Annotated in this window: 11 protein-coding genes; 3 read left to right on the top strand and 8 right to left on the bottom strand. The window is 72.2% G+C overall.

Features of this window, described 5'->3' with window-relative positions; all coding sequences use genetic code 11:
• Window positions 1–17: 17 nt before the first annotated feature.
• Both HUT19_RS25145 and HUT19_RS25140 read right to left on the bottom strand, forming a co-directional pair.
• Window positions 18–740, bottom strand: a complete 723-nt coding sequence (locus HUT19_RS25145) for an HAD family hydrolase (protein WP_176182628.1) — start codon at window positions 738–740, stop codon at window positions 18–20.
• A gap of 22 nt (window positions 741–762) precedes the next feature.
• Window positions 763–1,269: a hypothetical protein gene (locus HUT19_RS25140; protein WP_176182624.1), complete on the bottom strand. Its 507-nt coding sequence runs from the start codon at window positions 1,267–1,269 to the stop codon at window positions 763–765.
• Window positions 1,270–2,039: 770 nt separating this feature from the next.
• Between HUT19_RS25140 and HUT19_RS25135 the strand changes: the two genes are divergently transcribed.
• A complete protein-coding gene (locus tag HUT19_RS25135; protein ID WP_254885772.1) occupies window positions 2,040–2,543 on the top strand; it encodes an Rv3235 family protein in 504 nt (167 codons plus the stop codon).
• A gap of 589 nt (window positions 2,544–3,132) precedes the next feature.
• On the opposite strand, the gene secA is transcribed toward HUT19_RS25135, so the two are convergent.
• Complete coding sequence (gene secA / locus HUT19_RS25130; RefSeq protein ID WP_176182623.1) at window positions 3,133–5,979, bottom strand: preprotein translocase subunit SecA; 2,847 nt, start codon at window positions 5,977–5,979, stop codon at window positions 3,133–3,135.
• A 236-nt stretch (window positions 5,980–6,215) separates the two neighbouring features.
• On the opposite strand from secA, the gene HUT19_RS25125 reads away from it, so the two are divergent.
• On the top strand, window positions 6,216–6,833 hold the full coding sequence (locus tag HUT19_RS25125; protein ID WP_176182622.1) for a GNAT family N-acetyltransferase: 618 nt from the start codon (window positions 6,216–6,218) through the stop codon (window positions 6,831–6,833).
• Between the two features lie 108 nt (window positions 6,834–6,941).
• A complete protein-coding gene (locus tag HUT19_RS25120) occupies window positions 6,942–8,129 on the top strand; it encodes a winged helix-turn-helix domain-containing protein (RefSeq protein ID WP_176182621.1) in 1,188 nt (395 codons plus the stop codon).
• A 24-nt stretch (window positions 8,130–8,153) separates the two neighbouring features.
• Here the strand turns inward: HUT19_RS25120 and HUT19_RS25115 are convergent, their stop codons facing one another.
• The 5 genes from HUT19_RS25115 to mtrB all read right to left on the bottom strand — a co-directional run bounded on the left by HUT19_RS25115 (window position 8,154) and on the right by mtrB (window position 15,111).
• Window positions 8,154–8,903, bottom strand: a complete 750-nt coding sequence (locus HUT19_RS25115) for a response regulator transcription factor (RefSeq protein ID WP_176182620.1) — start codon at window positions 8,901–8,903, stop codon at window positions 8,154–8,156.
• A 387-nt stretch (window positions 8,904–9,290) separates the two neighbouring features.
• Window positions 9,291–9,983 (bottom strand): ribosome-associated translation inhibitor RaiA, encoded by a 693-nt coding sequence (raiA, locus tag HUT19_RS25110; protein ID WP_176182619.1) that lies wholly within the window; start codon window positions 9,981–9,983, stop codon window positions 9,291–9,293.
• 316 nt (window positions 9,984–10,299) lie between these two features.
• Entirely contained in the window at window positions 10,300–11,055 is a 756-nt protein-coding gene (locus HUT19_RS25105) for a ComF family protein (protein WP_176182618.1), read from the bottom strand.
• Window positions 11,056–11,210: 155 nt separating this feature from the next.
• On the bottom strand, window positions 11,211–13,073 hold the full coding sequence (locus HUT19_RS25100; protein ID WP_176182617.1) for an LpqB family beta-propeller domain-containing protein: 1,863 nt from the start codon (window positions 13,071–13,073) through the stop codon (window positions 11,211–11,213).
• On the bottom strand, window positions 13,063–15,111 hold the full coding sequence (gene mtrB, locus HUT19_RS25095) for an MtrAB system histidine kinase MtrB (protein ID WP_254885771.1): 2,049 nt from the start codon (window positions 15,109–15,111) through the stop codon (window positions 13,063–13,065). The genes HUT19_RS25100 and mtrB overlap by 11 nt, the downstream gene beginning before the upstream one ends.
• Between the last annotated feature and the right edge of the window lies 1 nt (window position 15,112).

Genomic DNA, 15,112 nt, shown 5'->3' with positions numbered 1-15,112 from the left:
TCTGGAGGCTCCCCTGCTCAGCCGTCGGACGGGTTGGAAGGGTGAGCCGGTCCGGACGGGTAGGCCCCGTCGGCCCCGTCGGCGAGGAGCTCGGCCTCCCGTACGGCCTCGGCGAGGGTGTCCACGACCGGCACCCCGGCCGTCTGGAGGCTGGCCCGGCTGTGCGAGCCGCCGGTGTAGAGCACGGCGCGGGCGCCCGCGTGCCGGGCCGCCACGGCGTCGTCCAGGGCGTCCCCGATCACCACGACGCGGTGCGGGGGCACCCCCTCGAGCGCGGAGAGATGCCGCACCATCTGCTCGGCCTTGCCGGTGTTGCTCTGCCCGAGCCGGCCGTCGACCCGGGTGAAGTGGCGCTCGATGCCGTGGGTACGCACCAGGGGCATCAGATGCTCATGGGGCGCGAGGGAACACAGTGACTGGGTGAGCCCCGCCTCCTGCCACTCCACCAGCAGCTGCCGGGCGCCGAGCGCGAGCCCCGCGGTCGCGGCGAACGCCCCGTAGTGCCGGTGGAACGCCTCATCCATGACCTCCCACTCCTCGTCGGTGGGCAGGCGTCCCATCAGGCGCTCGTAGAAGCGGGGAACGGGCACGCAGTACAGCTCGCGGTAACGCTCGATGGTGATCGGCGGCAGACCGACCTCCGCGAAGGAGGCGTTCGTCGCCAGGATCACGGCGTCGATGTCGTGGAACAGCGTGCCGTTCCAGTCCCACACGATGTGGGTCACGTGCTTCTTCCCCATCCCACGACCGTACCGGGCGGAGTCAGCCGATGAGATGCGGAATTTCCTGCCGGGCGTACCAGAGCAGCTCATGGTCCTCCGCGCCGTCCACCGTGAACTGGGCGTCGTCGTCACCGAGGTCCGCGGCACCGAGCGCCTCGGCGGCGGCGGTGATGTCCGCCTGGGCCTCATCGGCGTCCATGTGCACCGCGGCGACCTTGGCCAGCGGTACGGCGGTGGCGATCCGCACCTCGCCCAGCGAGGACTGGTCGAGCCCGCGGTCCGGGTCCGCGACCGCCTGCCCGTCGGCCACGTCCACGGCCACCACGACCCGACGCCGGGCCGCCTGCCGGTCGACCGCGAGCGCCCGCAGCGACGCCTGAGCGGCCCGGCTGAGGGCGGCGTACTCCAGCTCCTCGATGTCGTCGGAGACGTACCACTCGCGCAGGGCGGGCGTGACGGCATAGGCGATGACCGGCCCCGGCCCCAGTTCGCCCGCCTTGTACGCCTCGGCGAGACCGGAGAGGGTCAGGGGGACGTAGACGCGCATGGCTGCCGCTTTCGTGAGTGACCGTTCGGGTCCAGCCAGCATACGTTCGCCCCACCCTCCGGGGACGCCCCAAACCCCGACCACGCCCCGGTAACACGCCCCCGGCGCGGCTCGGGGGTCTCGGGGAACGCCCGGCGCGGCTCGGGGGTCTCGGGGAACGCCCGGCGCGGCTCGGGGGGTTTCGGGGAACGCCCGGCGGAGCCCCTGAGATCACCGCGCCGGGCATGCCCCGGCCCGCCGCCGGCCCCGCGGTCCGGGCAGGACGCCTCACGGGTGGGCCCCGCGCCCGCACACGCAGGGCCCCGCCCCGGCAGAACCCCGGGGCGGGCCATCGGTCCGCCCCGCCGGACGATCAGCGGGATGGCGCCCCGAGGGCGGCGGTGGCGCCCGTGACGCCCCGCGCCCCGCGGGCCGCCGCCCATAAGGCCCGCCGCCGTCCCCCGCCGGAGGCCGGGGTGGCGGGCGCGGAGCCTGCCAGGTCCGGGGCCGCCGGACCGCGAGACGGACGGTGCGGATGGACGGTGCGGATGGACGGTTGCCGTACCCCTTTGGAGGTACGGCCGTGACCGCGGGCCGGTCGCGGACGGCCGCGGCTTCCCGCACGCGGCGCGGGTGCGGTGGGGGCCGTCACCCGGATAGGTGAACCGCCACGGCCGCCGCGGAGGCCCCGGCACCGCGTTGCGGGGCGGCAAAACGCGTCGGTAGAAGACTCCCGACGAAGAAGCTACTGCCCGGTATCCACCGGGCCCGGCACGGCGGCGGTGAGGCATATGCGCGAGACCGGAGTCAGCGAGGAGAGCCTGCGACGGCGAGGTGGCGGTGCGGGGCGGAGCGGGCCGCCGGGGCGGCGGGACTCACGTCGGCCCCGCGCCACCGCCGCCGTGTCCCGCACCGCGGCCGCCGCCGCGCAACGCCGGGAGCGGGAACGGCTGCCCCGCTACTGGTTCGCCCATCAGCTGGTGCTCACCCTCAGCGGCCGGCGCCCCGTCCACACCCTCCTCGGGCACACCCTCCCCGCCGCCTACGACCTGCTGGTCGAACTCGCCCCGCGGGCTCCGCTGCGCCCCGCGGACAGCCGTGCCGCGGCGCCCGTCGTACAGCGCTGCGGGGAGTACCGGCCCCGGCACGGGGTGATCGAGGCGTTCGCCCGGATCGCCTCGGGCGACCGGCTCAGCGCGCTCGCGTTCCGGCTGGAGCTCGGCGCCGACGCCCGCTGGCGCTGCGCCGCCATCGACCTCGGCCCGACCGTACCCAGCGCGGCCACGCCTGTATGAGCCCTTACGGGCCCGCTCCGGCCCCGCGAGCCCCCGGCTGGACCCCGCCCGGTACACCGACCGGGTACAACCGGTACCCCGCCCGGTACACCGGGCGGGGTACCGGGCCTACAGCACGCGCTCGGGCCCGCAGCCCGCCCCCAAGGCTCCCCCGGTACCAATCCCCTCCGTCCCGGCACGGGACAGCCCCCCGTACGAGCCCCGCCCAGCACGCCTGGGGGCCGACTGCCCAGGGGCCACACCCCGGCCCCGCCCGCCCCCCAGCGCAGCCCGGTCGCCCGGGAGCCCGCCGTATGAGCCCTGACCGGCCCGCTCCGGCACCGAGGCCCCGCGCCCGGCAGGCCGAGGGGCTCGCCGCGATACCAACCCCATCCGTCCCGGCACGGGACAGCCGGCTGACCACACCCGGTGCAAGCTCCCGGTCCCGGCGGCCCCGGGACGCCCACAGGGGCCCACGCCAGCCGCCGCGGCTCGGGGCCACCGTGCGAACCGCGCCGACACCGGCCGTATGGCCACCCCCGCATACGGCCGGCGGGCCGGGGCCCTGGGCCCCGGCCCGCCGGCCGTCGTCATCACATCCGCGCGCCCGTCACTTCTTGCGGCGGCGGCCGCCCTTGTTGGCCTTGCGGCGCTCGGCGCGGGTCAGGCCGTCCGCCTCGGAGCGCGGCGCCGGAGGCGTGTCACCGTTGGTGAAGTCGCCCTCGACCACGCCGCCCTCGCCGTCCACCGTCGGGGCGGAGAAGTGCAGCCGGTCCGGCCGCTGCGGGGCCTCCAGGCCCTTCGCGCGGATCTCCGGACGCGCCGCCGGGGCGCCGGAGGCCGCACCCGCCGGGACCGCGTCCTGGACGTCCGCGGCGACCTCGGCCCGCGCCGCCTCGTCCTCGACCGGGACCTCCTCGACCTGCTGCTCGACCTGGACCTCCAGGTTGAACAGATAGCCGACGGACTCCTCCTTGATCCCGTCCATCATGGCCTGGAACATGTCGAAGCCCTCGCGCTGGTACTCCACCAGCGGGTCCTTCTGGGCCATCGCGCGCAGCCCGATGCCCTCCTGGAGGTAGTCCATCTCGTAGAGGTGCTCGCGCCACTTGCGGTCCAGGACCGACAGCACGACGCGCCGCTCCAGCTCACGCATGATCTCGGACCCGAGCTGCTCCTCACGGGCCGCGTACTGCTCGTGGATGTCGTTCTTGATGGACTCGGCGATGAACTCGGACGTGATCCCGGCGCGGTCGCCCGCCTCGTCCTCCAGCTCTTCGACGGTCACCGCCACCGGGTAGAGCTGCTTGAACGCGCTCCACAGCCGGTCGAGGTCCCACTCCTCCGCGAAGCCCTCGACGGTCTCCGCCTGGATGTAGGCGTCGATCGTGTCGTTCATGAAGTGACCGACCTGCTCCTGGAGGTCCTCGCCCTCCAGCACCCGGCGGCGCTCGCCGTAGATGACCTCGCGCTGCCGGTTCAGGACCTCGTCGTACTTCAGAACGTTCTTACGGGTCTCGAAGTTCTGCTGCTCGACCTGGGACTGCGCGGAGGCGATGGCACGGGTGACCATCTTGTTCTCGATCGGGACGTCGTCCGGAACGTTCGCCATCGCCATCACGCGCTCGACCATCTGCGCCTTGAACAGCCGCATCAGATCGTCGCCGAGCGAGAGGTAGAAGCGGGACTCGCCGGGGTCGCCCTGACGGCCGGAGCGGCCGCGCAGCTGGTTGTCGATCCGGCGCGACTCATGGCGCTCGGTGCCCAGCACATACAGTCCGCCGAGCTCCTTGACCTCCTCGAACTCGGCCTTGACCGCCGCCTCCGCCTTCTCCAGGGCGGCGGGCAGCGCGGCGGCCCACTCCTCGGAGTGCTCCACCGGGTCCAGACCGCGCTGGCGCAGCTCGGCCTCGGCGAGGTCGTCCGGGTTGCCGCCCAGCTTGATGTCGGTACCGCGGCCCGCCATGTTGGTCGCGACGGTGACGGCGCCCTTGCGGCCCGCCTGGGCGACGATCGTCGCCTCCCGGTCGTGCTGCTTGGCGTTGAGCACCTCGTGCGGCACACCGCGCTTCGCGAGCTGCTGCGAAAGGTACTCGGACTTCTCCACGGAGGTGGTGCCGACCAGGACCGGCTGGCCCTTCTCGTGCTTCTCGACGATGTCCTCGACGACCGCGTCGAACTTGGCCACCTCGGTGCGGTAGATGAGGTCGGACTGGTCGATCCGGGCCACCTCGCGGTGGGTCGGGATCGGCACCACGCCCAGCTTGTAGATCTGGTGAAACTCGGCGGCCTCGGTCATGGCCGTACCGGTCATCCCGGAGAGCTTGCCGTAGAGGCGGAAGAAGTTCTGGAGGGTGATGGTGGCGAGGGTCTGGTTCTCGTCCTTGATGTCCACCCCTTCCTTCGCCTCGATCGCCTGGTGCATGCCCTCGTTGTAGCGGCGGCCCGCAAGGATACGGCCGGTGTGCTCGTCGACGATCATGACTTCGCCGTCCATGACGACGTAGTCCTTGTCCTTCTTGAAGAGTTCCTTGGCCTTGATGGCGTTGTTGAGGTAGCCGACCAGGGGGGTGTTGACGGACTCGTAGAGGTTGTCGATGCCCAGCCAGTCCTCGACCTTGGTGACGCCCGACTCGTGGATGCCGACCGTGCGCTTCTTCTCGTCGACCTCGTAGTCGCCGGTCTCCTCCTGGCCCTTCTGCGGGTTGGCCGCCTCACCCTTGGTCAGCCGGGTGACCAGCTTGGCGAAGTCGCCGTACCACTTGGTGGCCTGGTCCGCCGGACCGGAGATGATCAGCGGCGTACGGGCCTCGTCCACCAGGATCGAGTCGACCTCGTCGACGATCGCGTAGTTGTGGCCGCGCTGCACCAGCTCGTCCTGCGACCACGCCATGTTGTCGCGCAGGTAGTCGAAGCCGAACTCGTTGTTGGTGCCGTAGGTGATGTCGCAGTTGTACTGCTCGCGGCGCTGCGCCGGGGTCATGTTGGCGAGGATGCAGCCGACGTCCAGACCGAGGAACTTGTGCACCCGGCCCATCCACTCGGAGTCGCGCTCGGCCAGGTAGTCATTGACCGTGATCAGGTGGACGCCCTTGCCGGACAGCGCGTTCAGATACGCCGGGAGGGTGCCGACCAGGGTCTTGCCCTCACCGGTGCGCATCTCGGCGACGTAGCCGAGGTGGAGCGCGGCGCCACCCATCAGCTGGACGTCGTAGTGACGCTGGCCGAGCACCCGCTTGGCGGCCTCGCGCACCGTGGCGAACGCCTCCGGCATCAGGTCGTCGAGGCTTTCGCCGTCCGCGTACCGCTGCTTGTACTCGTCGGTGAGGGCGCGCAGCTCGGCGTCGGAGAGGGACAGGAAGTCCTCTTCGATGGAATTGACCTGGTCCGCGATGCGGTGCAGCTTGCGCAGGATCTTTCCTTCGCCTGCACGCATGAGCTTGTTGAGAACGGACACGTAGGCTGGCTCCTTGCCGGTCGGGCCTGGCGGTCGGGTGCGCTTGCGCGGCATTGTCAAGGGGCGCAGGCCCCGCCGCAACGGCCATCGTAAGACAGACCCCGCCACGCCGGGAGGTCCGTCACCACGAGGACCAGGTGTCACCTCACCGGTTCAACGCTCGAGACCTCCTCCAGGTGCCCCGATTCACGAAAACCGCTCGCGGTGAGTGACGGGAGGAACGCAGACTCGGCGGGATGGAGCCTGTCACCCTCATCACAGAGCGCCTTGTGCTGCGCCCCTTCCGCGCCTCCGACGCGGACGCGGTCTTCGCGGCATGTCAGGACCCCGACATCCAGCGCTGGACCCCGGTGCCCTCCCCGTACGAGCGCGGGCACGCGGAGGACTTCACCGGGCGGACCTCCCCGGACAACTGGCGGGGCGATATCGCGTACGACTTCGCGGTGCTCACCAAGGGTGACGGCACGCTGGTGGGAGCCATGGGGCTGGTACGGCTGGAGCGGCTGCACGGCCCGGCGCACCAGGCCGAGCTGGGCTACTGGACGGTGCGGGAGCAGCGGCGGCGCGGCTACACCGGCGAGGCCGCGCGGGCGGTGGCGGAGTGGGCGTTCACCGCGCTGGGGGTGGAGCGCCTGGAGTGGTGCGCCGAGGCCGGGAACGAGGGCTCGCGGGCGGTCGCGCTCGCGGCGGGCTTCCGGATGGAGGGGACGGACCGGGCGCGAATCGTCCACCGGGGGACACGGCGGGACGCGTGGCGGGGCGCGCTGCTGCCCTCGGACCGCGGTCTGCCGTCGGCCACCCCGTATCTCCCCCACCTCCCGGCGCGGCCGTCGGACGAACCGTCGGCGGTCTGAGGCGGGCCGGACGCGGGCCGGGGGCTCTGTCCGCGGGGTGCCTTCTTCGGTGCGCGCGGGGTGCCTTCCACGGGGGCGCTGTCAGTGGTGCCCACTACCGTGACGCGCATGACGAATGCCGCGCCCGGGTCCGGAGCGGACCACAAGCCGGAGACCGCCCTGTCCGCCGACGAGGCGCGCCGGATCGCGCTGCGCGCCCAGGGGCTGCTGGGCGCCCCCGACCGGCGCGGCGGAGTGCGCGGTGTGCTGCGCCACCTGGGCGCGGTGCAGCTGGACACGATCTCGGTCCTGGCCCGCTCGCATGAGCTGATTCCCTACGCACGGCTGGGCGCGGTCGGCCGCGCGGCGGTCGAGTCGGCGTACTGGAGCGGCGCCCACGCCTTCGAGTACTGGTCGCATGCCGCCTGTGTGCTGCCGATCGAGGAGTGGCCGCATTTTGCGTTCCGGCGCCGCGCCTACCGCACCCGTCCGCACTGGCACCACGATCTGCCGGACGGGGCGTACGAGACGGTGGTGAAGCGGCTGCGCGCGGAGGGCCCGCTGACCGCGACCGAGCTGGGCGGCGCCAAGAACGGCGGCCTCTGGTGGGACTGGTCGGCGACCAAGGTCGCGGTGGAGCGGGCGCTGATGTTCGGCGAGGTGGTGTGCGCCGAGCGGCGCGGCTGGAAGCGGGTGTACGACCTGGCCGAGCGCGCGGTGCCGGACGCCCTGCTCCATGACGAACTGGACGACGCGGAGTGTCTGCGGCGGCTGGTACGGCTGGCCGGGCAGTCCCTGGGGGTGGGGACGCGTGCGGACATCGCCGATTACCACCGGCTCAAGGGCGAGCAGGTGGACGCGGTGATCGCGGACTCCGGTCTGGTGCCGGTGGCGGTGGCGGGCTGGGAGAAGGCGGCGTGGGCCGATCCGGAGGCGCTGGCCACCGCACCGCGCGGGCGGCACCGCACCACTCTGCTGTCGCCCTTCGACTCGCTCATATGGGACCGGGCGCGTACCGAGCGGATCTTCGGCTTCACCCACCGGCTGGAGGCGTATGTGCCCAAGCCCAAGCGGATCCACGGCTATTTCGCGATGCCACTGCTGTCGGGCGGGCGGCTGCTGGGCCGGGTGGACCCGGCGCGGGAGGGCCGGACGCTGGTCGCCCGGCAGGTGTCGCTGGAGTCGCCGAAGGCGGTGGCCCCCATGGCGGAGGCGCTGCGGGAGGCGGCCGGATGGGTGGGCTGCGACTCGGTGCGGATCGAGCGCGTCGACCGCCCGGAGCTGGCCGCGCCGCTCACGGCGGCGCTCGGCGACTGACCGCCCCGCCCGGGGCGGTCCGGCTCACCGGATCTCGAGGATCTTCTCCCGCATCGCATAGACCACGGCCTCCATCCTGGAGTGCAGCTGCAACTTCTCCAGGATGTTGCGGACATGGTTCTTCACGGTGTTCTCGCTGATGAACAGCTCCTTGGCGATGTCCCGGTTGTTCATCCCGGTGGCGACCAGCTTGAGCACCTCCAGCTCACGGTCGGTGAGCCTGGGCGCGGGCACCAGCCGCCGCTCGTCGGTGCGCTGGATCATCGACTTGAACTCGGTCAGCAGCTTGGCCGCCATGGACGGGCTGATCTGCGACTGGCCGTCGGCGACCGCCCGGATCGCGGTGGAGACCTCGTCGGTGGAGATCTCCTTGAGCAGATAGCCCGTGGCCCCCGCCTTGATGGCGTCGTAGAGGTCGGCCTCCTCATCGCTGATCGTCAGCATGATGATCTTGGCGCTCGGCGCCACCTCCTTGATGGAGGTACATGCCTCGATCCCGCCCCGCTTGGGCATCCGCACGTCCATCAGGACGATGTCGGGGAGCAGATCCGCCGCCTTGTCCACGGCCTCGGCGCCGTCCCCCGCCTCGCCGACGACCTGGATGTCCTCCTCCTGGGCCAGCACGATCTCCAGCCCACGCCGGAAGAGGGCGTGGTCGTCCACTACGAGGACCCGAATCGGCTCCTTGCGCGACTCGCCGCGCGACTCGTCCCTGTCCGAGGCGATGCCATGATCATCGCCGTCGTCGGAGACGGGCCCGAAGCTGTCCGCCATCGTTCCTCCCCCTGAAGGCCATGGCCCTTGCGGTCTGCACTCTGCGGTGTTCGGTGCGGTACGGCATCAACCAGTCCTCTCGCTACGCCGGTTGGCCGTTCGAGGGGCCATGATTTCATGCCCGGGCGGCGGAATGGTCCCGCCGTGGTCGCACGGAGGAGCCCCGGGGGGCGCATTGGCGCTCCGGGGCATCACATCGTCCACCCCCGTATGCGTCGGCGGCTGAATCCGTGGCGTGTGCACAGCCATGGGTACGTAACTACTGGGCTGTTGCACTCAATTCCGCCGGCCCCGTGTGGTCGGTTGTGCACCCCCCCGTCGGTCGCGCGGGATCGCGCGGCGCCTGCCGCGCGATCCCGGCGTGATGCCTTCGCCCCGAGCGGCAGGTCAGCCGCCGAGGGCGCCACCCGCGCCGCCGGGCTCCTCGCCGACGAACGCCTCCGGCTGAAGATGAATCACCCCGTAGTCATAGCCATGGCGCCGGTAGACGACGCTGGGCCGGTTGGTGTCGGAGTCGACGAACAGATAGAAATCGTGCCCGACCAGCTCCATCTCGTAGAGAGCCTGGTCAAGCGTCATCGGGGCGGCGGCGTGCGTCTTCTCCCGGACCACCAGCGGACCTTCACCCTGCACCTCGAGGGGGCCCATCCGGGTGGTGGGGACGGTGTCCACGGCCGTGCGCTGTGCTGTGATCTCGCCATGCCCGTTGATACGCGCCGCGTTGGGGACGGTCACAGCCACATCGCTGGCCGGGATGCGGCCGTTGCCCCGGCGGGTGTGGCGCTTGTCGTGCTGCTTGCGCATCCGTGCCTCCAGCTTGCCGGCCGCCAGGTCCAGCGCTGCGTACGGATCGGCTGCCGCGGCCTCTGCCCGGATCACCGGACCACGGGAGCGGAGGGTGATCTCCACTCGGTCCGAGCGGTCGGCCTGCCGCGGGTTGTGCTCTTTGGACACCTCGACGTCGAGGCTGATCACCTTGCCGTCGAGCTTCTGGATCTTGTCCAGCTTCAGCTTCTCGGCCACGTGCTTACGGAACCGCTCGGGCACATCTGTTTTCCGGCCCTTGACGACGATGTCCACGCAGAACTCCGTTCCCGGGTGGCTCCGGACTCGGCCGGAGCTCCATCCCTTTGTGCACCAGGCCCCGGCGTCTTCCGGAGCCACCGACTTGGCGGTTTCGACTCCTCCTTCCCACGGGGAAGAACTCCACCCCACTTGATGCACGGCTCATGAGAATGCAGGCAAAACACGCCAAGCGGATTTGTGAGTCATAGCACTAGCCATTCCTCACAACCGAACATAGCTCGCCCGGACGGATGTCGGCACCCCCTACCGGCACGTACCTCCGATCAGGTGCTTTGCTGCCCTCACCACCTGCAACGATGTGGCTTCGTATTCAGTTCCGGTTGCTGCAATCGGGGGGTGCCGCCACCACCGCCGCCCCGACGACCAGGCCATCTGCCGCCGACACCGCCCGCGCCGCCTCCGCGAGCGAGGCGCCGGTCGTCATCAGGTCGTCCACCAGCACGGCCGGGCCCCTGGACAGCAGCCGCCCGCCGCCGGGGACCACCCCCAGCGCACCCGACACATTCACCAGTCGCTGTCGCGCGCCCAGACCCGACTGGTCGCGTACCGTGCGCCGCTGCCGCAGCACCGAGGGAACCCGCACCGAGCACCCCTCACCGCGCAGCACGCCCGCCGCCGCGAGCGCGATCCGCCGCGCCGGGTCATGGCCCCGGGCCCCCACCGCACGCCGCGCCGACGGCACCGGCACCAGCAGCAGCGGCCCCTCAGGGGCCCGCACCGGTCCGGCCCGCACCGATCCGCCCGGAAGGGGTCTCCCCCGTGGTCTCCCCGCCCGGTGGCACACCGTGCGCACCGCGCCCGCCAGCGCCTCGCCCAGCGGCCCCGCCAGCCTCAGCGCACCCCGCTCCTTGTGCGCCAGCAGCACCGCCCGGACCTCGTCCGCGTACTCGGCCGCCGCATGGACCACCGGCAGCCCCGGCGGCACCGGGCTCGGCTCCACCCGCCGCGGCCCGGATCCCCGCAGCACACCCCCGCATCGGTCACACAGAGTGCCGCCCGGCCGACCGCATCCCGCGCAGTCCACCGGCAGCACCAGGTCGGTCATCTCCTGCCACCAGCCCCGCATGGGTCCACTGTCCCGGCGGCCGGGCCGGTGCGCCACCCCCTGTGGACAACCACGCGGATGTGGACAACCGGCCACCCCCGCCCGGTGGACTCGGCTACCCACGGCCGCGTGACCTGCCCCCGCCCACAGGCCCCCGCACCGCCGCCTGGCCCTCTCTAGCCCGGGTAGACCGGGGCCGTACCGTCCTCGTCCACCGTCTTCCAGTCGGCGTTCGGCAGCAGCCGGACGATGCCGTTCTCCCTGGTCTCGGCGATGAGCGGCCGAGTCTGGTCCTCCGAGGCGGTGATCGCCTCCACCCCGTTCGGACCGGGCACCTCCGGAACGTCCGCCGGGGAACCGTCCGTCTCCACGTACTGGAGCTGCTGCACACCCGCCGACTCCCGGCCCGCGACCACCAGCCGGCTGTCACCCGCCCAGGAGACCGTGTCGACGTTCTCCAGCTTGGGCGCCACCGTGTGCACCCCCTGCACCGACAGCTCCGGGGCGTCCGCGGTGCCCCGCCGCTCGATCCGGCCCAGCCGCAGGGTGGTGTGGCCCGCATGCTTGACCAGCATGGCGATCCGGGTGCCGTCCGCCGACACCCGCAGCGCCGTGATCCGGCCACCGCCCAGCTTCGGCAGCCGGACCTCGTCCGCCGGACCGGTGCCGCCGCGCAGCCGCAGCAGCCTCGGCCGCTCGGGATCCCGGTCGGCCACCCACAGACCGCCCAGACCGTCCCAGCTCGGCGCCGACAGCCCGTGCTCCGCGCTGCCACCCTGGCTGTGCAGCCGAGCCTTGCCGCGCTCGGCACCGGACGCCAGCTCCGTCACATACAGCGACCGGCCGTCCGCCGTGACGCCCGCGGCGTCCCGCTCGTCGCGCGAGACCGCCACCGATCCGAGCCCCGCGCCATCGGCGCCGAACGGGCCCGCCACCGGCCGTGGCCGGTCCTCGTCGTCGGACAGCCGCACCATCCGGTGGTCGGCGTCCACGAAGTACTGCTGCTGACGGGGCTGGCCATTGACCCGGTCCGGCGCATAGGCGCGCGCCGCGTCGCTCGACAGCGAGCACAGCTCCGAACCGTTCCGCCGCTCCAGCTTCACCGCGCTGACCTCGGACGATCCCTCGCCCAGATTCTGGACCGTGAACAGCGTCTGCGCCGCCATCCGCACACAGCGGCTCCGGCTGATGTTCGCCGCCCGGTCGTTCAGCCGGACCTTCAGCGCGTTCGAATCGTCCATCGACAGCTTCTCGCCACTCTCCCCGAGGGCCGCACCGGGCGGGAAGGAGGTGCTGACCACCGGATCCAGCCAGCCGGTCGGGCCGTCCAGCAGCGCCTTCACCGTCGAGGTGACCGGATCGATACGCCGCCGCAGATAGACCGGATCGGCCACCAGGACGTCGTCCCCCACCCGCGATTCCTCGGCATCCGGACCCAGCTTGGCGAAGTAGTACTTGTTGACCGAACGGTAGATGCGCTCGAAGTCCGACTCGCCGAGCACCAGCCCCGGCGGCGGCCCGTCGATCCGCCACTCCGAGCCGCGCAGCGTGAGGTGGATGCGCTCCTCGTAACGCGCCTCGTCCGGCTTGTAGGTGTGCGCCGCGTCCACGCTGGCGATCCGCTTGCCCGACAGCACCACCGTCTTGCCGCCGCCGTTCCGGTCGCCCGGGTCGGTCTCCACCCGCACGTCCGGCGCCTGCTCCAGCACCGTGGTGCGCGCGAACGGATCCCAGCTCCTGGCCGCGCCCTTGGTGAGGTACTCCTTCGCCGTGCCGAAGTTCTCCTCGTCGCTCGTCGTGGCTTCCAGGAAGCCGGAGACCAGCTCGGTGGGCTGCTCGCCCTTGCCCGGGCTCACCCCGTACACCCGGACCTGCGAATCGACGTCCGAACGCGGCGAGGAGTCGACCCGCCGCACATCCCCGCTGTCCGGCATGGAGGCACAGCCGGTCAGCAGCAGCGCACCGCAGGAAATCAGGGTGGCCGTGCTCAGGCCCCAGCGGCGACGGACGTGGTGACGGTCGGCACGGTCAGCGCCCACGAGGGCGGCCCTCCCCTTCGTTCGGTGTCGTCGGCCGGACCGCCGACGAGCCCTGCGGCGCCTCCTGCGCACCGCGCACCACCCGTGCGCCGCTCCCCGGCAGCGCCGTCGGGTCGGCGGACGGCGCCGGAGCCTCGACGGGCGGCAGCGGCAGCTCTCCGGAGGGCAGCCCGGAACGCGGCTGGGCGGGCACCGACGCCAGCCGCTCCGCCGCGGGCCGCGCCGGAGCCGCATCGTCCGGACGGCGGTTGCGCCGGGAGTCCTCGGGCTCCAGCGGGATCGGGGAACCACGCAGGGTGTCGCTGGTGGTACGCGGCAGCGTCAGCCGGAACTGCGAACCGCCGCCCGGCTCGCCCCACGCCTGCAGCCAACCGCCGTGCAGCCGCGCGTCCTCCACCGCGATCGACAGCCCGAGACCGGTGCCGCCGGTGGTACGGGCACGGGCCGGATCGGCCCGCCAGAAGCGGTTGAACACCCGGGTCGCCTCGCCGGGCTTGAGCCCGACGCCGTAGTCCCGTACCGCGACCGCCACCGCGCCGCCCGCCGTCGCGAGCCGCACCACCACATCCCGGCCCTCGCCATGCTCCACGGCGTTGACCACCAGATTCCGCAGCACCCGCTCGACCCGGCGGGCGTCCGCCTCGGCGATCACCGGCGCCTCGGCGCCCCGCACCACGATCCGGGTGCCCTTGGCCTCGGCGAGCGGCTCGGCCCCGTCGACCACCCGGTGCACCACATCGCGCAGATCGATCGGCTCGGCCTCCAGGGCCGCCGCTCCGGCGTCGAACCGGCTGATCTCCAGCAGATCGGCGAGCAGCGACTCGAAGCGGTCCAGCTGACCGCGCAGCAACTCCGCCGAACGCGCGGTCGCCGGATCGAAGTCCTCACGCGCCTCATGGATCACATCGGCCGCCATCCGCACCGTGGTCAGCGGGGTACGCAGCTCATGGGAGACATCCGAGACGAAGCGGCGCTGCATCCGGGACAGCTCCTCCAGCTGCTGGATCTTGAGCTGGAGGTTCTGCGCCATCTTGTTGAACGACTCACCGAGGCGGGCGATGTCGTCCTCGCCGGTGACCTTCATCCGCTCCTGGAGCAGCCCGGCCGCCAGCCGCTCGGAAATCCCGGCGGCCATCCGCACCGGGGTGACCACCTGCCGGACCACCACCCAGGCGATGGCGCCGAGCAGCACCACCACGAACACCCCGGCCGTGGCCAGCGTGCCCTTCACCAGGCTGAGCGACTTCTCCTCCTGGGTGAACGGGAAGAGGTAGTACAGCTGGTACGCGTCACCGTGGTTGTCGTCCAGCCGCTTACCGATGATCACCGCGGGCTCGGCCTCGCCCGGCCCGGCGTGCACGATCTTTCCGTACCGCTCGTACGGCGCCGTCCCCTCGTCCACCTGCTTGCGCAGATCGGCGGGGACGCTGTCCGGCCGGACATCGCCGGAAGCACGCGGCCCGCGGCTGGCCACATACGGCGTCTCGCCCGAGTCCGAGCTGAGCGCCACCACGGAGTACGCGCCCTTGCCACCACTGGCGAGCTGCTCCACCAGCGCGTTCAGCCAGGCACCGGAATCCTGGACACCGCGGCCGGAGGCCCCGGCGCCGTCCTGGCCCCGGTCGCTCATGCGGTCGGCCACCTGCTCGGCCACCTCGAACCCACCGGCGGCCTGGCCCTGGGCGGCATGCCGCTTGGCGTCCAGCAGACCGTTGCGCACCTGACCGATGACCACCAGGCCCAGCAGGATCACCACGCCCAGGGACATCAGCAGGGTGGTGGCTACCACGCGCAGCTGGATGTTCCGCCGCCACAGCCGGGCAGCGGGCAGCAGGGGACGGTGCACCCACCGCCCGAACAGCCGGATCAACGGGTGGGCCGGCCCGCCGGACGCCCCGTCGGGCAGCAGATGCCCGCCGCTCCACAACCTTCGGAACAGCGGTATCTCACCCGCCGGGTCGGGGCGCCCCGCACGGGCGCCCTCCGGAACCCCGCCCCCCGGTCCACCGGACTGCGGAGCCGTACCACCACGCGACATC

The sequence above is a fragment of the Streptomyces sp. NA02950 genome (assembly GCF_013364155.1).
GTDB lineage: Bacteria > Actinomycetota > Actinomycetes > Streptomycetales > Streptomycetaceae > Streptomyces.
The sequence above is the reverse complement of the archived record's forward strand: the minus strand, read 5'-3'. Positions and strand labels throughout refer to the sequence as shown.